Raw genomic sequence first — 20954 nt, 5'->3', positions numbered from 1 at the left:
CAGTTCATTTCCCCGAGACCGTGATGGCAGGCAGACCCAGAGAATTCGACCGCGACCTAGCGCTTCAGCAAGCGATGCTGGCGTTCTGGAAGCAAGGGTATGAAGGCACGTCGATGGCGGATCTGGTGGCGGCCACGGGCTTGGCGTCGGCTCGCCTGTATGCGGCCTTCGGGTCCAAGCAGGACCTGTTCCGTGAGGCCGTTGCGCGCTACGAGGCAGGTGACGGCTCGTTCGCCGAGAAGGCCCTGGACACGGATAACGATGTACGCAGCGCGATCGAAGCGCTGCTGACCGAAGCGGTGCTGACCTACACCCGCCGAGGCCGGCCCCAAGGCTGCATGGTGGTCAGCGCCGCCACCAATTACGCCGCCGAGAACGAAGGCGTCATGGCCTGGCTGACCACGCACCGCAAGGCCCGCACGCAAGGCATCATCGACCGCCTTGAATCCGCCTTGCGCAACGGCGAACTCAAGGCCGGCACGGACGTACAGGCCTTGGGGGACTACTACGCCGTTGTCTTGCACGGCCTGTCGGTGCAGGCCCGGGACGGCGTGGGCAAGGCGCGGCTGATGGCCATGATCCCGCCCGCCCTTTGCGCGTTGGACGCAGTGGCGCGCTAACGCCTGCGGGGTGGTGCGCTAACGCCTGCGGCTTAGTTTTCCGCGGTGATGTGGCCGTCGGTCACCACCTTGGCGAATACGGCCGTCTGCGCCTTGATGAAGGCGCGGAATTCATCCTGGCTCATGGGCTGCACCTCGCCGCCCAGTTCACGAATGCTGGCGACGAACTTCTCGTCTTTCAAGCTGCGCCCGATCGCGGCCGCCAGCTTCTGCTGCACCTCGGCCGGTGTGCCTGCCGCCACGAAGACACCAAACCAGTTTTCCAACGCATAGTCCTTCAACGGGGCGTACTCGGCAATCGCCGGAATGTCCGGCGCGAACGATGCGCGCGTGGCCGATGTCACCGCCAGCGGCTTAACCTTGCCGCTCTTGATGAACGGCAGCGCGCCCGCCAGGCTGACGAAGGTCAGGTCCACGCTGCCCGCCGCCACATCCACCAACTGCGCGGACGCGCCCTTGTAGGGCACATGCACCATCTTGATCCCGGCCAGTGACTGCAACAGTTCGCCATTCAGATGCTGCGGGTTGCCCACGCCGCTGGTCGCATAGGTGAGCTTGTCGGGATGCGCGCGGCCATAGGCCACCAATTGCTCCACATTGCTCACCGGCAGCTTGGGATTGGCGACCAGCACGTTGGGCACGCGGGCGATCAACGCAATCGGCACCAGATCCTTTTCCGGCTGGTATTGCATCTTGCCCTTGAAGACCAGCGGGTTGATGGCGGTTTCCCCCGCTGACCCAAGCAGCAGCGTGGAGCCGTCCGGCGTCGACCGCACCACGGTCTGCGCGCCCAGCATGCCGCTGGCGCCAGGCTTGTTTTCCACCACCACCCCCTGCGGCATTTCACTGCGCAGGCGTTCCGCCAACAAACGGCCCATGCCGTCGACGCCGCCGCCCGCGGCAAACGGCACGATCAGGCTGACCGGGCGGCCGGCGTCGGCGGCGCAGGCGGAATGAAACGGGGCCAAGGCGGCCACCGCCACGGCGGCGGCAAGCAGTTGGAATCGGATTCGGGGCATGGTTTGTCTCCTGATCGGCCTGTCCGGATGGCGGCCGGGTTTTTACTTAATTGCATTTTATAGATGCAATATGCAAAACTGGCAGCTATGGAAAACACCAATGCCCTGTTGCGCCACGCCCGTTTCACCCTGGACGGCGCGTCCCACACCTGTCTGGACCTGCCCGCCACCTTTGGCACGGACTATTTCCGCTTGCCCGTTGTGCTGCGCCTGCTCCTGGAGAACGCGCTGCGCAACATGCAGGGAGACGAACGTGATGCGGCGGTGGCGGCGCTGTTTGCGTGGCTTGCGCACGGCACCAGCGACGCCGAGATTGCCTTCCAACCCGGCCGGGTGCTGATGCATGACACCACCAGCACGCCTGCGCTGGTGGACATCGCGGCGATGCGCGACGCACTGGCCGAGGCCGGTGTGGATCCTGCGGTGCTGAATCCCGTGCTGCCGGTGGACGTGTCGGTGGACCATTCCTTGGCCGTCGAGGCCTATGCAGAAGCCGACGCCGCCGTGCGCAACCTGGACCTGGAATTGCGCCGCAACGCCGAGCGCTACCGGTTTCTGCGCTGGGCGTCCAAGGCGCTGTCCAACGTGCGCATCCATCCGCCGGGCACCGGCATCATGCACACCATCAATCTGGAGCAACTGGCCACGGTGGTCTGCCAGGACGAGGACGGCCGCCTGTATCCCGACATGATGATCGGCACCGACAGCCATACGCCGATGATCAACGGCATCGGCGTGCTGGGCTGGGGCGTGGGCGGCCTGGAAGCGCAGACCGTCATGTTCGGCATGCCCACGCTGCTGCGCATTCCCGATGTGATCGGCGTGCGCCTGACCGGTGCGCTGACGGCGGGCGTGACCGCCACCGATCTGGCGTTGACCGTCACGCAGCGGCTGCGGGCGATCGATGTGTCGGGCGAATTCGTGGAGTTTTTCGGCCCCGGCGTCAGCACCTTGTCGGCCGGCAGCCGCTGCGTGGTCGCGAACATGGCGCCGGAATATGGCGCCACCACCGGCTACTTTCCCATCGACGGCGAAACGCTGGCCTATCTGCGCCAGACGGGCCGCGCCGAGGCCCATATCGCGCGCGTCGCGGCCTATGCCGAACGCACCGGCATCGCGCTGGACCCCGAGGCGTCGCCGCGCTATACGCGCGTGATCGAGATCGCGCTGGATCACGTGCAAATGCACGTCGCCGGGCCGAAGCGGCCGCAGGACCTGCACCCCTTCAGCCAGACCCGCACCCTGTTGTCGGCATTGAACTTCGCGCCGGCGAATGGGCCCCACGGCAGTCTGCCCCGCCATCCGATCGCCATCGCCGCCATCACCAGTTGCACCAACACGTCGGACCCGCGTTTGTTGATGGCGGCGGGCCTGTTGGCTCGTAACGCACGCCAGGCCGGTCTTGGCGTGCCGTCCTGGGTCAAAACCTCCCTGGGCCCGGGGTCGCCCGCCGCAGCCGATTACCTTGCCCGCGCCGGCCTGCTGGACGACCTGGCCGCCGTCGGCTTCGATATCGTGGGCTATGGCTGCACGACCTGCATCGGCAACTCGGGCCCCTTGCCCCCGGCCGTGCGCGAGGCCATGGCCGCGGGCGCGGTCCATCCGGTGGCAGTGCTGTCGGGCAACCGCAACTTCACCGGCCGCATCCATCCCGATCTGGACCTGGGCTTTCTGATGTCGCCCCCGCTCGTCATCGCGTTCGCCCTGGCGGGCGATGCCGAACGCGACCTGAGCCAGGAACCGGTGCAGACCACCGCCGACGGCCGCGCCATCCATCTGCGTGACCTATGGCCGGACGAGGCCGATATCGACGCCGCACTGGCGCTGGGCTTGCGGTCGGACGACTTTCACGCCGCCTTCAAGATCGCCAGCGCCAACCCCGCCTGGCAAGCCCTGGAAGCACCGGCGTCGCCGCGCTTTCCCTGGGATGCCGCGTCCACCGCGCTGCGGCGTCCGCCGTTCGCCTCGACCCAAGAGGCCAGCCAACTGGGCCGCTACGCCGCGCATCCGCTGCTGGTGCTGGGCGACGACGTGACCACCGACCACCTGTCGCCCGCCAGCGCCATCCCCCCGGACAGCCTGATCGCGGACTTCCTGGTGGCGCGCGGTGATGACCGCAACGACCTGAACGTGTTCGCCTCCCGGCGGGGCAATTGGGAAGTGATGATGCGCGCGGCCTTCTACAGCAAGAGCCTGAAGAATCTGCTCTGCCCCGAGGCGCCCGTGGGCCACACCCGGCATGCGCCCAGCGGCCGCGTGGAGCCTATCTGGGAAGCCGCCGAGCACTACCGCCAGGAACAACAGCCGGTTGTATTGCTGGCTGGCGCGCGCTTTGGCACCGGTTCATCGCGCGACTGGGCGGCCAAGGGCCAGCGCCTGCTGGGCATCCGCGCGGTGCTGGCCGTCAGCTTTGAACGGATCCACCGGTCCAATCTGATTGGCATGGGCATCCTGCCCTTGCGGCTGCCCGACGGCGTCACACCCGATACGCTGCGCGTGCAGTCCGGCGACCGCATCGAGATCGACGCGCCGGCGGAAACCTTGGCGCCGCGCATCGGCGTGCCGGTACGCATCCTGCGGGCTGATGGGCGCGTCGACGCATGGCATGCCACCGCCGCCGTCGAGACCCAGCTGGAAGTGCGTTTGTTGCGGATGGGCGGCGTCATTCCCGCTATCCTATCGGATACCCTCCGGCCAGCCACGATCCCATGAGCGCGCAAACCAATACCGTCACGAAAATCCTGGACCTGATCCGACAGGACCGCCTGCCCGGCGGCGCACACCTGACGGCGCAGAAACTTGCCGACCGGCTGCGGCTGTCGCGATCGCCAGTCAATGACGCCCTGGGCGTTCTGGAACAACATGGCATCGTGGCGCGCAAGCCCAACCGCGGCTACTTCCTGCAACAGGACTTCGACGCCCTGCCCGATGCCCCCGCCGCGTTGACGCCGCCCTCCGTGGACGACATCGTGACGCAAAGCTATTTCAAGCTGGCTGACGAATTGCTGCGCGGCGAACTGTCCATGCAATGCAGCGAGGCCCAGTTGCGCGCGCGCTATGCCTTGACCAACGCGCAGACGCAGGCCCTGCTGGCCCGCGTGTCGCAAGAAGGCTGGGCGCAACGGCGGCCGGGCTACGGCTGGGAATTCTCATCCATGATGACCACGCCGGACAGCCTGATGCAGTCGTACCGCCTGCGTCTGGCGCTGGAGCCCGCTGCGTTGCTGGAACCCTCGTTCCGCATCGAGAAAAGCACGCTTGCGCGTTGCCGCGCTGCGGAAAAACATCTGCTGGACGGCGGCATCGCGACCGACACGGCCGACCAGTTGCATGAACGCGGCGTGCGCTTTCATGAGTCCCTGGTGGAAGCCTCCGGCAATCCGTTTTTCATTGACACGATCAAGCGCGTCAATCGCGTGCGCCGATTGTTGTCGTACCGCTCCATGCAGGATCGCAGCCGCTACCAGCAGCATTGCGACCAGCACCTGGCGATCCTGGATCTGCTGGAACGCGAACGCAACGAAGAGGCCGCCGCTGCCCTGTCCAGCCACCTGCGCAGCACGCTGGACAACCTGGCCCGCATCAGCGGCATCTTGACTTCCTAGGCCCGGCGCCCGCGCGCATGGCCGCTTATTCTTCAAGCTGAGGGTGGTTTCATGCACGTCTATATCGGTTCTCGCACCACGCGGGAACGCCATGCCCGTGGCGATGGCATCAGTGTGTTCGATTACGCGCAGGAGACCGGCGCGCTGACCTTGACGCAGGTCGTGGGCGGTTTGCTCAATCCGTCGTATCTGCTGCCGCACCCGGCGTTGCCGGTGCTCTACACCGTGCATGGCGATAGCCAGGAAGTCAGCGCCTTGCAGCGCGATCCGCACTCCGGCGCCCTGACGCCATGGCGGCAACAAAGCTGCGAAGGCCGCAATCCCGTGCACCTGGCGCTGGGCGCCTCGGGCCGTTACCTGATGGTGTCCAACCACCTGACCGGCACCTTGGCCGTACTGCCGGTGGCGGGTGACGGCGCGCTGGCACCGGTAGTGCAAACCGTGCCCATGTCTGGCGAACCCGGCCCGCATCGCAAGGAGCAGCCCTACGCCAAACCACACTACAACCTGGTGGATCCCTCGGGCCGCTATGTGGTGGTGCCCGACAAGGGCCTGGACCGCGTCTTCCTTTTTGCGTTGCAGGACGGCGGCGTCAGCGCCGAACCGGCTTGCGTGGTCGACACGCGCGAAGGCGCAGGCCCCCGGCATGCCGCCTTTCACCCCACCGGCCGCTGGCTGTATGTCGTCAACGAACTGGACAACACCGTGGCCGCCTATGCCGTGGAAGCGGGCACGCTGCGGCCCTTCCAGGTACTGCCGACCCTGCCCGACACCTATACCGGCAATAGCCGCGCCGCCGGCATCGCGCTTGATGCGCACGGCCGCCATCTGTATGTGTCGAACCGGGGCGACGACAGCATCGCGGTGTTCCGGGTGGACCCGGCCCACGGCCGGCTGACACCCGTGCAGCACGTGGCCACCGGCGGCAAAACGCCACGCTTCTTCACCCTGGCGCCGGATGGACGCTTCCTGTTCGCCTTGAACGAAGACAGCGACACGCTGGTGCGCTTCCGCGTCAACGCCCAGGACGGCACGTTGGTGCGCGATGGCTATGAAGTCGGCATCGGCAGCCCCGTCTGCATGGTGTTCGCCCGCCGCCGCGCTTGATGGCCAGGCGGCGGACGGTGGTCGATCAGAAGTCCATCGACGCCGACAGCATCACCGTGCGCGGCACGCCCTGCGAGACCGTGCCGTAGGACGCCACGCCGGACCAGTACGCGCGGTTGAACACATTGACGAGATTCGCGCGCAACGTCACCTCCTTGCCCTGGATCTTGGTGGCGTAACGGGCGCCCAGGTCGAACGTCGTCCATGACGGCACCGACTGCGTGTTGGCCTGGTTCACATATTCGCGGCCGGTGTAGATCATGCCGCCGGTCAGTGTCAGGCCCGCCACCCACGGCGTGTCCCATTCCGCGCTCAGGTTGGCCGAGAATTTCGGCACGCCCACGGGTTGGTTGCCAACGGTGGCAGCGTTGTTCGTCCGTGTCAGCTCGGCATTCAGGTACGTCACCCCGCCCAGCAGGCGCAAGCCGCGCGTCGGTTCCCCGGACAGGTTCAATTCCAGGCCACGGTTGCGCTGTTCGCTGTCGGCGCCATACACGCCGTTGGTCAATTGGCCACTGGGCTTGGTGATCTCGAAGGCGCTCAAGGTCAGCATCGCCTGGTCCAGATCCACCTTCACGCCCACTTCCTTCTGACGCGCCTTGTAGGGCTTGAACACCTGGCCCGCGTTGGACGCGGTGGCCGGTGCCACGTCGCCTTTGCTCAGGCCTTCGATGTAGTTGGCGTACAGCGACACATTGCTCCACGGCTTGATCACCAGGCCGGCCAGCGGCGTCGTCGCACTCTCGTCATAGCTGACCGTGCGCACGCCGGTCGTGCCATTGAAGTTACGTGATTCGATGCGTTGCTGGCGCACGCCCAGCGTCAGTTGTGCGCGCTCGTCCAGGATGCTCAGCGTATCCGCCAAGGCAAAGCCGGACAGGTCAGATGACGACACCTTGGGCACGTTGGCCGGCGCCGGAATGTGCTGCTCGGGGCGCGTGATGGGATGGTAGATATTGGACGTCAGCGGCGTGCCCGACACGCTGGCTTGCAGGTTGCGGTCACTGTACAGGCTTCCCATGAAACTGATGGCGTGGCGTACCGGACCCGTATCCAGCTTGGCGCGCAGGCCCGCGTTGTAGGTCGCGCGGTTGACCTGGAAGCGGAAATTATTGGGCGTCACCAGCGTGTCGCCCGCCGCGTTGACGATCGTGGGCGTCTGGTCCGACAAACGTGACACGTCCGTATCCGATCCGCCCGCGTCGGCGAATACCGTCAGGCGGTCGCTGATGTCGTACTCCACCCGCAGCAGCGCCGATTGTCCGTCGGACTTCCACCATCCCCAGGGCTGCGTCGCGTTGCGGCGGCCATCGGCCGCGCGCGGCACGTCAATGCCTGCCGCCACCAAGAAGGGGCGCGTTGGCGCATCCACTTTTTCATTCTGCGTCAGCAGGTCCAACGATGCGCGCAGGCGTTCGCCCTGATAGTCCAGCGACAACGCACCGATGTCCGTGCGGGAATACAGGTTGTCCAGCGGCGTATCGCCCTGGCGATGCATGCCATTGATCCGCACGCCCCATTCGCCGTCATTGCCAAAGCGCCGGCTCAGGTCCACCCGGCCGCCGAACTGCGAATCGCCCACGTAGTCGGCGGACAGGCGCGTCAAGTCTTGTGGCAACGACCGCTTGGGCACCATGTTGATCACACCGCCCACGCCGCTGTTGGGCGACATGCCATACAGCAGGGCCGCCGGCCCCTTCAGTACCTCAACCCGTTCGATGTAGTCGGTGAACACGTGGTAATTGGGCGCCACGCCGTATACGCCGTCGAAGGCGATTTCGCCCAGGTTGCCTTCGCCGATCGGGAAGCCCCGGATGTAGAACGAATCGGTCACCCCGCCAATCTGACCAGTGAAACGCACCGACGGTTCGGCGTTCAGCGCGTCGGCCAAGGTCACCGCTTGGCGGTTGGTCAGCAGTTCCGACGTGTAGCTCGTCACATTGAACGGCGTGTCCATGACGTCGCGGTTGCCCAACAGGCCCAGCCGGCCGCCGCGCGCCACCTGGCCACCGGCGAATTCGGGCGGCAACGCTGAGGGGCTGACTCCCGCCCCGGCAACGGTGATGCTGGGCAGAAGGGTCGCGGCATCGCCCTCGCCCGCCGGCAGCTTGCGCAGGGAATAAGCGCCCGCGCCTTGTTCGGCCAAGGCATAGCCCGAACCGCCGAGCAAGCGCGCAAAGCCCTCGCGCACGGTGTAGTCGCCCGACAAACCCTCGCTGTGCCGCCCGGCCATCATGGCCGGGTCGAACGACAACGGCACGCCGGCCGCTGCCGCGAACTGCGCCAGCACATCGCCCAGCGGGCCGCCAGCAATCGCATAGGACTTGCGCGAGGCGGATGCGCCAGCGCTGGCCGCGTCGGCGGCGGCGGCCGGTGCCGGCACGCCCGCCACCGCCAGCAGCATCAAGCCCATGCCAGTGGCCTGCATGATCGTCGCCAGCGGCGACAGGACGGCTTTGCCACGGGGCGGACGCTGCGAACGGGAAATTCGGGAAACCATGAAACGATCCTTCGTAGGAGACTGGGTGACGCTCGCATGTCGCGACGATTCACCCGGTACACCGGACGAAGCCGAAAAAAGTGTCAGCCTATCGGCGATTAATTTGTAACGCTGGCGCGCGGCGCCACCGTGATCCAGAACGGCGTGATCCGGCTGATTCGCACGGGCAGCGTTTTCTCCAGCAAGCGCAGGCTGCCATCGGTGTCGGCCAGCGGGAAGGCGCCCGAGACCCGCAGCCCCGCCACGGCCGGATCACAACGCAGGACGCCCCGGCGATATCGGGCCAGCTCGTCCACCAGATCGGCCAGCCGCCAGTTGCGCACCGCCAGCATGCCTTGCTCCCAGGACGCCGACGCCGAATCCGCCTCCACCAGCGGTTCCACCGCGTGGGCGTTGAACACCGTCTGCTGGCCGGCCGGCAGCACCACAGCCGCCGCACCGGCGTCCTGCGGCTGGATCTCAACCGCGCCTTCAAACACCGCCACGCGGATGGTGGCGGTTTCATCGCGCACCATGAAGCGCGTGCCCAGCGCGCGCACCGTGCCTTGCGAGGTGCGGACAATGAAGGGCCGATGGGTGGGCGAGGGATCGTGGCCGGTCGTCAACAGGATTTCGCCCGCGCGCAACCACAGTACACGCTGCTCGGGGGTATAGAGAATGTCGACGGCGCTGGCCGTGTTCAGTACCAGGCGAGTACCGTCGGCCAATTCCATGTAGCGCTGTTCGCCCGTGGCGGTGCGCACATCCGCCGCCCACTCTCGCCAAGGCAATGCACGCCATCCTGCCCAGGCCGCCGGCCCCAGCACCAGCAGGGCGCCCAGCGCGCGCATGGCTTGCCGCCGGCCCGGACGGTCCAGCCGGCGCAGCGTGTCGCGGCCGATACGGGGCGGCACCTGGCCAAAGCCTCGCAACATCGTTTCCACGCGCTGCCACGCGGCACCATGCGCGGCGCTGCGGTTCAGCCAACGGTCGAACGCCGCGCGATCCCGGGCGGACAAGGTATCGGATTGAAAGCGCACCAGCCAACCGGCGGCCTCTTCCAGAATCGCGGGGTCGATCACCTCGCTCATGATCCGTGGACCTGATAGGCGATCAAGCAGGCCGTCAACGCCTTCTGCATGTGCCGTTTGACGGTCGCCAGGGACACACGCAGGTCTGCGGCGATGTCGGCGTACGCCATGCCATCGAATTGCGACAACAGGAAGATCTCGCGCGTCTTGGCGGGCAAGGTCCGCAAGGTGGCGTCGATGGCGTGCAGGGTGTCAAGGATCAGCGCCCGCGCTTCCGGCGACGGCACTTGCGGCGCGGGCAATTGCGCCACCACGGCCAGATAGGCATCTTCCAGCGCGCGACGGCGCCAATGGTCCACCACCAGCCCCTTCGCGATATGGGTCAACAACGCGCGCGGCTCGGCGCCCGCGCCGTCCTTGCGCCGCCCCGCCATCAGGCGCACGAAAGTGTCGTGTGCCAGATCCGCGGCGTCGAAAGAGTTGCCCAGCTTCTTGCGCAACCACATCGACAGCCAGCCGTGATGGTCACGATAGAGCTTCGTGACGGTATCGGCGGGCAGGAAGTCGGGCGAAGGCAAGGCGCACCTGGCAAGATTTGTAAATAGGAACGATTTCTATTTTATCTTATCCCTGCCCCGCCCGCTGCCGCGGGTTAGCCCGCCCCCTGCGCCCGCCTCATGCCACCCAACTACAGCTTGGGCGCGTAGCGTACCGTCAGCATCACGTTGCGCGGCTCGCCGTAGTAGTTGTTGCCGCCCACGGTGTTGTAGGACGGCACGTAGTACTTCTTGTCGAACACATTGTTCAGGTTCAAGGCAAAGCTCAACTCCGACGTGGCCTGATAACCCACACGCGCGTTCCAGACCGTGAACCCGGCCAGTTTGAACTCGCGATCCGAACTGATCGTGTCGGTCTGCGTATTGACGCCCGCGCCGACGCTGACGCGGTTCATCATGCCCGGCAGCTTGTAGTTGGCCCACAGACGCAGCATGTGCTTGGGCGTCCAGGTGTTGAAGACCGCGCCCTGATTGTCGGGATCCGACAGGTACTTGGTGGTGTTGTAGGTGTAGCCGGCATACAGTTCCAGGCCCTTGATCACCTCGCCCGAGATCTCGGCTTCGACGCCCTGGCTGCGCACCTTGCCCGACGCGCGCGAGCAATACCAGCCGTCGCAGGCGAAACCGGCGTCGTAGTCGTTGACCGCGCGGTTCTTGTGGTCGTAGCGGAACAGCGCAACCGAGGTATTGACCCGGCCGTCCATCAGTTCACCCTTGACGCCGACTTCGTAGTTGTTGCCCTCCACCGGTTTGAGCAGGCTGCCGTCCAGGCTACGCTCGGTCTGCGGTTCAAACACCGTGGTGTAGCTGGTGTAGGCGGACCAGTTGTCGGTCAGCGAATAGACCAGTCCAACGTAGGGAATGAACTTGCCCGATGTCGTCGATGTCGTGGTGCTGCCGCCGGCGGTGTAGCCGTAGTCGAACCAGCCCACGCGACCGCCGCCGATCAGCGCCAGCGACTCGGTGGGTTTGACGCGCCACGTGCCGTAGATGCCTTTCTGGCGGATGTCGTAGCTGCTGCGCGAGTCATAGCCACTTGTCGCCGCGATGCTGTCGATGTCCTGCCATGGCCGATGGTGATCGATGTCGAAGACATTGCCGCCGGATTCCCAGGCGCGCGTGAAACGGTCGGCGGTCGTCAGCTTGGAATAGGCGGCGCCCACCACGACTTCCTGCTCCATCCCCAACGCGGTGAAATTGCCGCTGACCGACATGTCCAACCCACGCTGCTTGCTCTTGAAATCCACGCCGAAATTGCCGTAGTCCAGTCCGCTTCCATCCGGCTGGATTGGGCCCACCGCGCGCTGATGCACGGTCGTGTTCTTCTCGTTCATGGCCACGCCGGCCAGCCGGAACCGCCATGCATCGTTGAAGCGATGGGTCACGTCGGCGTTGAAGATGGTCTGGTCGTTCTTCGCGCGGTTCCAGGTGGACCCGGTGAAGGTCGAGCGCGGCAGATCGATATCGCCGCCGTCCTCATAGCGCGGATAGCCCACAAACATCGGGCGCGAACGGCTGTAGCGGTTGCTGATGCCGATACCTACCGTGGTGTTCTCGGTGATGTCGTAGTCCAGCGCGGCATACAGGTTGCGCGTCTTGTCCCACACGTAGTCGATGAAGGAATCGCTTTGGTCCTCATCCACCACCACGCGGCCTCGCAGGGTGCCTGCCGCATTCAAGGGGCCGCCCGCATCCAGCTGCAAGCCGTAGTGGTCCCACGAACCGGCCTTGCCGGTGATGACCACCGACGGTTCCGCGCCACCGCGCTTGCGCACCAGGTTGATCGCGCCGCCCGGGCTGCCCGCGCCTTGCAGCAAGCCCGCCGCGCCACGCAGAATTTCCACGCGGTCGTAGAACACCAGCGAATCCTGCTCCCAGTTGCCCAGGCTGTAGCTGTTGCGCAGCAACGCCACGCCGTCGTATTGCAGCAAGTCCACGGGGAAGCCACGCGCGTTGATCGCCACGCCCGGCCCCACGCCCTGCACGCCCACCATGCCCGCCGTGTTGTTGATGGCATCCGGCAAGCTGGTCATGTCCTGGTCATCCATGCGCTGACGGGTCAGCACCGTGATGGACTGCGGAATGTCCTTCAACGCCTGAGTGGTCTTGCCGATCGTCACGGCGGGCGACGTGTACGAACTCGTTCCATCCGTGGTCGCGTTGTAGCTGCCCGTCACCGTCACTGGCGCAAGCGTCGCCGCCTGACCGGGCGCAGCGGCCTGGCGCAAGCGATAACCGCCCTCGGGCCGCGCGACCGCCTGCAAGCCCGTGCCCGCCAGCAGACGCTCAAGCGCCGCAGCCACCGGATACGTACCCGTCACGCCATCGGTTCGCGCGCTGGCCGTCAACGCGGGGTCAGACGCCACCATGACGCCGGCTTGCACGCCAAACGCCCCCAGCGCCGCGCTAAGCGGGCCTGCCGGGATGCTGAAAGCCACCGCGCGCTGGCCGGCCGTCGCCTGCGCGTGCACGGCCGACGGCCACGGCGCGGCAATCACGACGGCAGGCAGCGCAAGCCGCAGCGCGGCGCTCAAACGGGTGCGTGGCAGGGTAAAACGGGCAAGGACCGCGGCGCGGGCAGGACGAGAAGACATGAAGGGATTCCCTGGCTCATGAAGGATCGGCGCAGCCTCGGAGGGGGGATCGTCCGGGTTGCTTTCCTTACATGAAGCGCGAGACCGGGATTTACGCCGTTTCAGTTACAAATTAGACCAGCCCCACCGTGACCCAATAGCGGGTGTAGTGGCGCACCCGCACGGGCAGCACTTCTTGCAACATGGTCAGCACCTTGTCGCCATCGGCCAGCGGGAAGGCGCCCACCACGCGCAGGGCGCCGGCCGCCTCGGAGCAGCTCAGCAAGCCGGGGCGATACCGCCCCAGTTCGCGCAGGAAGTCCGCCAGGGGCAATTCATCGGCGATCAGCATGCCGGTCAGCCACGCGGACGTCGCGGGCTCCAGCGGACTGGCGACAAAGCCGCCCCGGGCTGAGAACTCGGCCTGTTCGCCCGCCGCCACGCGCCGGGGCGCATCTGTCGCCTCCAGGCCACGCACGTCCACCGCCCCCTCCAGCACCGCTACTCGCAGCTTGCGGCCGTCATCCAGGTCACGCACCAGAAAGCGCGTGCCCACGGGCGTCAGCACGCCGCTGCGCGTACGCACGGTGAAGGGGCGGCCTTGTGGGTCTTGCGCGGTGGTCACCAGGATCTCGCCTTCCAACAACACCAGCTCGCGCTGGCTGGCCGTATAACGCAGGTCCACCGCGCTGGCGGTGTTCAGTTCCAGCCGCGTGCCATCCGGCAAGGTCATTGCGCGCCGTTCACCGGTGCCGGTACGCAGGTCCGCCGTCAGGCGGCGGATCGTGCCGCGTTCGCCCACCGCCCACGCGCCCAGGCCCAAGCCGGCCGCCGACACCATCCAGCGGATCGCGTTGCGGCGCGACTGGATCACCGGCGCCTGCCGCAAGGTGCGGGCGGCGACCTCGCTGCCCGCCTCGGACACTCCCAGGGCCACGTCACGGGTCAGCGCGCTCATCCGTTGCCAGGCGAGTTCATGGGCGGGCTGCGCCAGGCGCCAAAGCTCAAACCGCGCGCGATCAGCATCCGTCGCATCCTCGCGCAATCGCGACCACCAATCCGCAGCCTGGCGGATGACCTTGGGATCGATCCGGCCGGCCTCCGGCGCATAGGGCCGCAACAATTTGGCGTTGTCCATCAGACCGTGGCTCATCCGTACACGGCGCTGTAGCAATGCACCAGCGCGCGCGCCAGCGATTTCTGCACGGCGTTGGGCGTCAGGCCCAATTGCTGCCCGATGTCGGCATAGGACATGCCATCCACTTGCGCCATCAGGAAGATCCGGCGGCTGGCCATGGGCAGGCTATCCAGCAATTCGCAAACCTGTTCCAGCGCTTCCAGGATCAGTGCGCGCGCCTCGACCGACGGCTCCACCGCCACCGGTTGCAACGCCACCGATTCGGCATAGGCCGTTTCCAGCGCTGCCCGCCGGGCGCGGCCAATCAGCAAGCGGGTGGCGATGGTGCGCAGATAGGCGCGCGGTTCGCTCAGCGGTTCGCGCACATTGGCGCGAATCAACCGTTCAAACGTGTCGTGCGCCACATCGGCCGCGTCGGAGGCGTTGCCCAGCTTGCGCTGCAACACGCCCCGCAACCATTGGTGGTGGGCCTGATAGACGGATTGCACCTCGGTGCGAGGGGCGAATGAAGAGGATGACATGGCGTTGCGCCCCGGCGTCACCGCCAGATGTCCATACACAATGAAAATGATTCGCAATTATAAATGCGAATCATCCATTGACAAGGACCCCCCGCTTTGCACCGGGAAAGCGGCGTGGGAACGACTACGCGGCAGGCGCCCTGCCGCGCAACTGCTCGACCAACGTCGCCAGCACGGGCTTGTCCAATGTCTGCACGGCGTAGCACAGGCCCACGCGGCGCGACATTTCCAGCCCGTCGATGGGCCGGACGGCCACGCCCGCCTGGCGCCGCGCCAGGGATTCGGGCGCCACGCAGGCGCCCAGCCCTGCCGCCGCCAGTTCCAGCGCCAGGCGCAGCGAGCCCGCGTGTGCAGCGGGCGTGCTGGCTGCCGCGCCGTAGTAGGGCAACAGGCGTTGATGCGTCGGATGGGCCGGACACACAATCCAGGGCAGCGTGGCATCGGCGCCGCTGCCTTCGGGCAGCGCCAACACATAGGGGTCCACGGACAAGGTCAGGAACAGTTCGTCCTCGCAGCGCTCGTCTTCCGTCGACAGCCGCGCGTCACCCACGCAACCTTCAAGCAGATGCACGACCAGCGACGGCACGGCCTCGCGCGCCAACCGCACAAATGCGTTCACGTCCTGCCCCGCGATGTCGGCTTCAACCCCGATCTCGATTTCCGACACGTTGACGCCCTGGCGGAACTGACGTGTCATGGAGTCCGTCTGCGACAGAATGCGGCGTGCCTGCGGATACAGGATGCGCGCGTCTTCCGTCACGGACACGCCGCGCGGCAGGCGCTCGAATAGCTGCGTCCCCAACAAGTCTTCCAGGCTCTTTACCGTGCCGGACAACGCAGGCTGACTCAGATGCAAGCGGCGTGCCGCAGCGGTGATGTTGCGTTCTTCAAAGACGGCGACAAAGGCCTTGAGTTGACGGCTATCCATAAGTTTTCCCGATTGCTGCGAAAAGAATAAACCATTTTTCAGCGGAATTTACCCGGCCTAGAATGGTTTTCATCGTATTCACATATCGAAAACAAATACCTGGAGCCTTAGCATGAGCACCTCGAAGAAGCCCCTCATCATCATCACCGGCGCAAGTTCCGGCATTGGCCTGGCCACCGCCCGCTTGTTCTCATCCCATGGCCATCCGCTGTTGCTCGTGGCCCGCCGGCTGGAACGCATGCAGGCGCTGAACCTGCCCAACACGCGGGCGGTCTCAGTGGACGTGACTGACCGTCAGGCGCTGGCCGCCGCCATCCATGATGCCGAAGCCGCATTCGGCCCCGCCGACGCCATCGTCAACAACGCGGGCGTCATGCTGCTGGGCGACATCACGCGACAAGACCCCTCTGAATGGGACCGCATGCTGGATGTGAACATCAAGGGAGTGCTGAACGGCGTGCACGCCGTGGCGGCCGGCATGGCCGAACGCAAGCGCGGCACCATCATCAACATCAGCTCGGTGGCGGGCCGCAAGACCTTCCCCAACCACGTGGCGTATGTCGGCACCAAATTCGCGGTGCATGGCTTATCGGAAAACCTGCGCGAAGAGCTGTCGGCGCACAACGTGCGCGTGGTGACCATTGCCCCGGGCGCGGTGGAAACCGAATTGCTGGGGCACACCACCGACGACGGCATCAAGACGGGCTATGAAGCCTGGAAGGCCGACATGGGCGGCAAGGTGCTGGCCGCGGAAGATGTGGCCAACGCCGTCCACTACGCCTATGCGCAGCCGGACGGCGTCTGCATCCGCGAAATCGTGCTGGCGGCCACGCGCCAGCAGGCATGACGCGCTAGAACTTCGCGGTCAGGTTCACGAACACGCTTCTGGGTTCGCCGTAGTAAACCTGGTTCCCCACGCCGCCCAGGTAGTACTTCTTGTCGAACAAGTTGTTCAGGTTCAACTGCGCGGACAAGCGCGAATTGAAGTCATAGCGCGCCATCAGGTTGTAGATGGCGTAGGCCTTCTGCTTGGCGGTGACGGTGGCGTCGCCCGCGCTGACTTCGCTGTACGTGGAGATCTGCCAGTTGACGCCGCCGCCCACGGTCAGCTTGCTGAAGTCTCCCGGCAGCCGGTAGGTCGTGAACAGCTTGGCCATCGCGCGCGGCCGCTCTGGGTTGACGGACACGTCTTGCGCATCACGGCTGGTGTAGTAGGTGCCGCCTGCGTAGGCGTTCCAGCCCGGCGCCAGTTGCCCGCTGACTTCCAGTTCGACGCCCTTGGTGGTCACGCCGTCGGCGGTCGTGTAGGCCTGCTCGAACGAGCCTGGCACCAACGCATCGCCATCCAGCACCGCCACCTTGCTCTGCTTGACCTTGAAGAGCGCGATGGACGCATTCACCCTGCCATCCAGGTATTCACCCTTCACGCCAATTTCGTAGTTCTTGCCTTGCACCGGATCCAGGTAGTTGCCGTTGCGGTCGCGGTTGTCCTGCGGCTGGAAGATGTCGGTGTAGCTGGCGTAAGCCGAGTACGTGTCGTTCACGTCATAGATCACCCCGGCATAGGGGATGAACTGGGAATCCTTCTGGTCGCGCGTGTCCGACTTCGATTTCCACGTGGCATAGCGGCCGCCCGTGATCGCGGTCAGGCTGTCCGTCAGCGACCAACGGATCGCCCCGTAGGCCCCTTCCTGGTGTGTCACCGTCGGCCGCAGGCTGGCGGTGGTCCACGTGGGCTGCGCGAACGACCCGTCCCATTGATAGAAATTACCCGTGCTGGCCAGCGACGCGCTGTCAAAGCCATAGCGGTAGAAGTCTTCGCCGTACCGGCTACGCATCGCGCCCATCACCACCTCATGCTTGCGCCCCAGCAAGTTGAACGGCCCCTTCACCTGCAAATCCAGCGACGTCTGCTGCGCGTAGGAATTCCAATAGCCGGGCAGCGGGCGCAGGCCCGTGCCCGTCTCGCGGTCGAGCTCGCCGTACAGGTACAGCAGCTTGGCGTCGTACTTGCTCTTGCGCTGCGACCAGTCCGCCTTGACCTCCCAATCGCTGTCAAAACGATGTGACAGCGTGGCGAACATCGTCTGATTGGTCGTGTGCCAGTAGGTCCAATCGGCTGCCGTGGTCTTGGACCGCCGCCAATCCGTCGCCGTGCCGTCGCTAAACACCACGGGCAGGCTACCCCAGGTGGAGCCACGCGGGCGCTTGTCCTGATAGTCCGCCCCCACGCTCAGTCGCGTGGAAGGCGTCAGATCCGCATCGATCACGCCATAGAAGACCTGCTTGTTGGCGTGGTACAGATCAATGTAGGAATCCCGGCCCTGGTACAGCGCCACCATGCGCGCACGCACGGTGCCTTCCTCATTCAACGGCGTCGACATGTCCACCGTTCCGCGGTATTGGTTCCATGAACCAAAACCCGCGCTCACCGAGCCCGTGAACGTCTTGCTGTTGGCATGTTTGCGAACCAGGTTGATCGACGCGCCCGGGTTGCCCGCGCCCGTCATCAAGCCGGTCGCCCCACGCACCACCTCAATGCGATCGTAGATGAAGGAATCGTTGTCGGATTCCCCATACATCGACAGACCGATGGTGGTCGGCACGCCGTCGTATTGCAGGCTGTCGATGTAGAAGCCGCGCGACCAGAAGTCCGTGCGATCCGAATCCTCGCTGACCACCTGCACACCCACCACATTGCCCATCACCTCGTCCAGCGAACGCAGGTTCTGGTCTTCGATGCGCTGGCGCGTCACCACGCTGACGGACTGGGGCGTCTCGCGCAGCGACAGGGTCAGACCGGTGGCGGCGGATGTCGCCGGCGTCGTGTAGGACCCCGTGCCCTCGGTCACCTGCGGGTCCGAGCTACCCAACACCGTCACGGGCGCCAGGCTGGTCACGCCGCCTTCGCGCGACAAGATGATGCTGTCGCCTTGCCAGCGGTACGCCACGCTCGTGCCTTGCAGCAGACCGCGCAACGCCTCCTCGGGCGGCAGGCTGCCGCGCAAGCCGCGCGTACTCAGCCCGGCCACCACATCGGGCGCATAGAACACGCGCACCTTGGTCTGCGCCGCCCATTGCAACAGCGCATCGCCCAGTGGCTGCGCCCCGATATCGATCGACACCGTGGCACTCTGGGCGCGCGCCGCGCCCGGCGCCGCGCTGATCGCCAAACCCACGGCCAGCACAAGAGAAGAAAGCACAAAGCACGGAGCCGCGCCTGCGCGGCGCGTTGCCGCGATGGAATACCTGCCTGCTGAAAGAGTCACGACTACCTGCTGTTTCGGTTCGACGATGAGAGGGGGTGGCCCGGGCAAAGACGCACGGCGCTCGGGCCTTCCTTCATAGAACGCGCCAACCGAAAATAAACCTGAATCTCATTCCCGTTTATTTTGTAACAGCACGGCCATCGCTCGCGACGGCATGGATATCGATAGGGCCACCGGGACGCGGCGTCAGGCGCACGGGCGCCACGGAGGGCAAGGCATCAACCAGCGCCTCGGGCCGGTCCAGCGTGAACGACGCCGACACCCGCAGGCGCCCCGCCTGTTCATCCGCCAGCCGTAGCGGCGTTGCCAGATAGCGGTTCATTTCACGCACCACCTCCGTCAGCGGCGCGTTCCTGAACACCACGCGCCCATCACGCCATGCGGTCGCGGTCTGCACATCGGCAGGCGCGGGCACGCCGATGGCGCCGCTGCCGGGCACCCGGATGCCGTGCCCCGCCCGCAGCACGGCATGTCCCAGGTTCCACCAATGGCCGCCTGACACTTCCACCGTGCCGGACTCCACCAGCACGGCCACCTGATCGGCATCGCGACGCACGTCGAACACCGTGCCCGTCACGCGCACCACCCCGCTGCCAGCATGCACCGTGAACGGACGCGCGGCATCGGGACTGACAGTGAAATTGATCTCTCCGCGATCCAGCGCCACCTCGCGGCGGCCGGCATACAGCTTGACCTCTGCCCGGCTGCCGCTATTGACCTCAAGCACGGAGCCGTCCGGCAGCGTGACTTGGCGCCGTTCGCCCCGCTCGGTACTGACCATCGTGGTGAACGACGGCGCTTCCACCGGCAAGCTCAACCAGACACCCACGGCCACCGCCGCCACACCCGCACAGGCCATGGCGATCCGCAGTGGAACCAGGCGCCCGCGCCACCAAGAGCCATCCGGCCGCGGGCGTGTCCGCGCCGCCGGCCGCACCGGCACCGGACCTCCCAGCAGCGACTCCACGTGGCCGCGTGGCAAGTCGGCGGCAGCCGAACCCAACTGCTGCATGCGGTCGAACTCCCGCGCGGCCTCGGGATGGTCGCGCCGCCACCGGGCAAACGTGCGCCGGTCCCGGCGCGTCAGCTCGCCCGAGTGCCAGCGCGCGAACCACCACGCAGCGGTGGCCGGTTCGCGCTCAGCATCGCGATCGTTATAGGAAGACATCGTCATGGATTGTGTTCACGCAGCCGGTCGCGCACAAATTCGATTGCGCGCATCACGTAACGCTCGATCATATTCTTGGACAACCCCATATGCTCCGCCACCTCGGCCTGCGTCCAACCTTCAATGCGGTTCAGCACGAAGGCCTCGCGGCACTTGGGGGGCAATTCTGCCAGGACGTTGGCCAGATCATCGGCCAGGCGTGAGGCCCTTATCGGCGCGTCGGGGTCGTCGGACACCAACTGATCGGCTTCGTCCAACTCATCCAGCGAAATGTGCTCAGCCCGGTCCTGCCGGCGCCAGCGATCGATCAGGCGATGCCCGGTCACCTGGAACAGATAACCCCGGGCTTTCAGCGCCACACTGGCGTCCGCTTTCAGCAAGCGCTCGACGGCGTCGTGCGCGGCGTCCTCCGCATCATGCCGGTTACCGGTGCGCCGACTCCATACGCCCACCAGCTCGTCGTAATAGGCGAGCCAGCCAGTGCGGGGCGAGGAAGGGCGGGACATGGACCGATCGGAACGTAAATGAGGCAAGGTTGCGAATTTTACAAATAATTCTCATTATCGCAACTGCTGCCCATCGCGCGCCGGATCAGCCCCGGCCATGCCTGCTAGTAATCCATGGGGATATGGCTTTGCGCCGCCCGCAGTTCCTGGATGTGGCGTTCAGCTTCTTCTTTCTCGGCGTCGGGCGGCAATGGCCGCCAACTCACCATGTTGCCGGGCGTCTTCACCGGCATCCAACCCAACACGCTATACAACGTGATGGCAGTGCGTCCTGTGTCGAACCGTGTTTCGTAATAGCCCTGCCGATCCGGCGCGGTATCGCCGGACGTCCAATCCAACTGAGACATCCATGCCTCCTTATTGAAGCTTATTGGCCGGTGCGTCTGCCCCGCGATTCGGGCGAACTGCCACTTGATCGTATAGCGCCCTTTGA

At 65.7% G+C, this 20954-nt stretch carries 17 protein-coding genes; 5 read left to right on the top strand and 12 right to left on the bottom strand.

Annotated features, from left to right (window positions below):
- The first annotated feature begins 23 nt into the window (after positions 1–23).
- Positions 24–620, top strand: coding sequence for a TetR/AcrR family transcriptional regulator (locus HV753_RS15625; RefSeq protein WP_175175387.1), 597 nt, complete (start codon positions 24–26; stop codon positions 618–620).
- A 32-nt stretch (positions 621–652) separates the two neighbouring features.
- On the opposite strand, the gene HV753_RS15620 is transcribed toward HV753_RS15625, so the two are convergent.
- Positions 653–1639, bottom strand: coding sequence for a Bug family tripartite tricarboxylate transporter substrate binding protein (locus HV753_RS15620; RefSeq protein WP_175175386.1), 987 nt, complete (start codon positions 1637–1639; stop codon positions 653–655).
- Positions 1640–1726: 87 nt separating this feature from the next.
- Between HV753_RS15620 and acnA the strand changes: the two genes are divergently transcribed.
- Genes acnA through HV753_RS15605 form a run of 3 tightly spaced genes read left to right on the top strand, consistent with a single transcriptional unit; the run spans position 1727 to position 6351 of the window.
- Positions 1727–4351: an aconitate hydratase AcnA gene (gene acnA / locus HV753_RS15615; protein WP_175175385.1), complete on the top strand. Its 2625-nt coding sequence runs from the start codon at positions 1727–1729 to the stop codon at positions 4349–4351.
- Complete coding sequence (locus HV753_RS15610) at positions 4348–5244, top strand: GntR family transcriptional regulator (protein ID WP_175175384.1); 897 nt, start codon at positions 4348–4350, stop codon at positions 5242–5244. Before acnA ends, HV753_RS15610 begins: the two co-directional genes overlap by 4 nt.
- A 51-nt stretch (positions 5245–5295) precedes the next feature.
- Positions 5296–6351 (top strand): lactonase family protein, encoded by a 1056-nt coding sequence (locus HV753_RS15605; RefSeq protein WP_175175383.1) that lies wholly within the window; start codon positions 5296–5298, stop codon positions 6349–6351.
- Between the two features lie 25 nt (positions 6352–6376).
- Here HV753_RS15605 and HV753_RS15600 read toward each other — a convergent pair whose 3' ends face one another.
- From HV753_RS15600 to HV753_RS15570, 7 genes are all read right to left on the bottom strand, one after another.
- Positions 6377–8851 carry a TonB-dependent receptor gene (locus HV753_RS15600; protein ID WP_175175382.1) on the bottom strand — a complete coding sequence of 825 codons (2475 nt, stop codon included), beginning with the start codon at positions 8849–8851 and terminating at the stop codon, positions 6377–6379.
- A gap of 98 nt (positions 8852–8949) precedes the next feature.
- A complete protein-coding gene (locus HV753_RS15595; protein ID WP_175175381.1) occupies positions 8950–9921 on the bottom strand; it encodes a FecR domain-containing protein in 972 nt (323 codons plus the stop codon).
- Positions 9918–10439, bottom strand: a complete 522-nt coding sequence (locus tag HV753_RS15590; RefSeq protein ID WP_175175380.1) for a sigma-70 family RNA polymerase sigma factor — start codon at positions 10437–10439, stop codon at positions 9918–9920. The genes HV753_RS15595 and HV753_RS15590 overlap by 4 nt, the downstream gene beginning before the upstream one ends.
- A 110-nt stretch (positions 10440–10549) precedes the next feature.
- The gene (locus tag HV753_RS15585) at positions 10550–13012 is read right to left on the bottom strand and encodes a TonB-dependent siderophore receptor (protein WP_175175379.1); all 2463 of its coding nucleotides are present in this window, start codon (positions 13010–13012) and stop codon (positions 10550–10552) included.
- Positions 13013–13124: 112 nt separating this feature from the next.
- On the bottom strand, positions 13125–14129 hold the full coding sequence (locus HV753_RS15580; RefSeq protein ID WP_175175378.1) for a FecR domain-containing protein: 1005 nt from the start codon (positions 14127–14129) through the stop codon (positions 13125–13127).
- An 11-nt stretch (positions 14130–14140) separates the two neighbouring features.
- Positions 14141–14650, bottom strand: a complete 510-nt coding sequence (locus HV753_RS15575; RefSeq protein ID WP_175175377.1) for a sigma-70 family RNA polymerase sigma factor — start codon at positions 14648–14650, stop codon at positions 14141–14143.
- 124 nt (positions 14651–14774) lie between these two features.
- Entirely contained in the window at positions 14775–15578 is an 804-nt protein-coding gene (locus tag HV753_RS15570) for a LysR family transcriptional regulator (RefSeq protein ID WP_175175376.1), read from the bottom strand.
- Positions 15579–15690: 112 nt separating this feature from the next.
- On the opposite strand from HV753_RS15570, the gene HV753_RS15565 reads away from it, so the two are divergent.
- On the top strand, positions 15691–16425 hold the full coding sequence (locus HV753_RS15565) for an SDR family oxidoreductase (RefSeq protein ID WP_175175375.1): 735 nt from the start codon (positions 15691–15693) through the stop codon (positions 16423–16425).
- A 4-nt stretch (positions 16426–16429) separates the two neighbouring features.
- Here HV753_RS15565 and fhuE read toward each other — a convergent pair whose 3' ends face one another.
- The 4 genes from fhuE to HV753_RS15545 form a co-directional block, all read right to left on the bottom strand.
- Positions 16430–18847 carry a ferric-rhodotorulic acid/ferric-coprogen receptor FhuE gene (gene fhuE / locus HV753_RS15560; RefSeq protein ID WP_175175374.1) on the bottom strand — a complete coding sequence of 806 codons (2418 nt, stop codon included), beginning with the start codon at positions 18845–18847 and terminating at the stop codon, positions 16430–16432.
- 118 nt (positions 18848–18965) lie between these two features.
- Entirely contained in the window at positions 18966–20021 is a 1056-nt protein-coding gene (locus HV753_RS15555; RefSeq protein ID WP_175175373.1) for a FecR family protein, read from the bottom strand.
- Positions 20018–20521, bottom strand: a complete 504-nt coding sequence (locus HV753_RS15550; RefSeq protein WP_175175372.1) for an RNA polymerase sigma factor — start codon at positions 20519–20521, stop codon at positions 20018–20020. Before HV753_RS15550 ends, HV753_RS15555 begins: the two co-directional genes overlap by 4 nt.
- A gap of 104 nt (positions 20522–20625) precedes the next feature.
- Entirely contained in the window at positions 20626–20868 is a 243-nt protein-coding gene (locus HV753_RS15545; RefSeq protein ID WP_175175371.1) for a hypothetical protein, read from the bottom strand.
- Between the last annotated feature and the right edge of the window lie 86 nt (positions 20869–20954).

This window comes from Achromobacter pestifer, assembly GCF_902859625.1.
GTDB classification, from domain to species: domain Bacteria; phylum Pseudomonadota; class Gammaproteobacteria; order Burkholderiales; family Burkholderiaceae_B; genus Achromobacter; species Achromobacter pestifer.
This window is presented reverse-complemented; position numbering and strand designations above follow the sequence as displayed.

Excerpts from the sequence above, each read along its gene's own strand:
- HV753_RS15625 (WP_175175387.1), top strand. The coding sequence starts at position 24 with ATGGCAGGCAGACCCAGAGAATTCGACCGCGACCTAGCGCTTCAGCAA.
- HV753_RS15620 (WP_175175386.1), bottom strand. The coding sequence starts at position 1,639 with ATGCCCCGAATCCGATTCCAACTGCTTGCCGCCGCCGTGGCGGTGGCC.
- acnA (WP_175175385.1), top strand. The coding sequence starts at position 1,727 with ATGGAAAACACCAATGCCCTGTTGCGCCACGCCCGTTTCACCCTGGAC.
- HV753_RS15610 (WP_175175384.1), top strand. The coding sequence starts at position 4,348 with ATGAGCGCGCAAACCAATACCGTCACGAAAATCCTGGACCTGATCCGA.
- HV753_RS15605 (WP_175175383.1), top strand. The coding sequence starts at position 5,296 with ATGCACGTCTATATCGGTTCTCGCACCACGCGGGAACGCCATGCCCGT.
- HV753_RS15600 (WP_175175382.1), bottom strand. The coding sequence starts at position 8,851 with ATGGTTTCCCGAATTTCCCGTTCGCAGCGTCCGCCCCGTGGCAAAGCC.
- HV753_RS15595 (WP_175175381.1), bottom strand. The coding sequence starts at position 9,921 with ATGAGCGAGGTGATCGACCCCGCGATTCTGGAAGAGGCCGCCGGTTGG.
- HV753_RS15585 (WP_175175379.1), bottom strand. The coding sequence starts at position 13,012 with ATGTCTTCTCGTCCTGCCCGCGCCGCGGTCCTTGCCCGTTTTACCCTG.
- HV753_RS15580 (WP_175175378.1), bottom strand. The coding sequence starts at position 14,129 with ATGGACAACGCCAAATTGTTGCGGCCCTATGCGCCGGAGGCCGGCCGG.
- HV753_RS15575 (WP_175175377.1), bottom strand. The coding sequence starts at position 14,650 with ATGTCATCCTCTTCATTCGCCCCTCGCACCGAGGTGCAATCCGTCTAT.
- HV753_RS15570 (WP_175175376.1), bottom strand. The coding sequence starts at position 15,578 with ATGGATAGCCGTCAACTCAAGGCCTTTGTCGCCGTCTTTGAAGAACGC.
- HV753_RS15565 (WP_175175375.1), top strand. The coding sequence starts at position 15,691 with ATGAGCACCTCGAAGAAGCCCCTCATCATCATCACCGGCGCAAGTTCC.
- HV753_RS15555 (WP_175175373.1), bottom strand. The coding sequence starts at position 20,021 with ATGACGATGTCTTCCTATAACGATCGCGATGCTGAGCGCGAACCGGCC.
- HV753_RS15550 (WP_175175372.1), bottom strand. The coding sequence starts at position 20,521 with ATGTCCCGCCCTTCCTCGCCCCGCACTGGCTGGCTCGCCTATTACGAC.
- HV753_RS15545 (WP_175175371.1), bottom strand. The coding sequence starts at position 20,868 with ATGTCTCAGTTGGATTGGACGTCCGGCGATACCGCGCCGGATCGGCAG.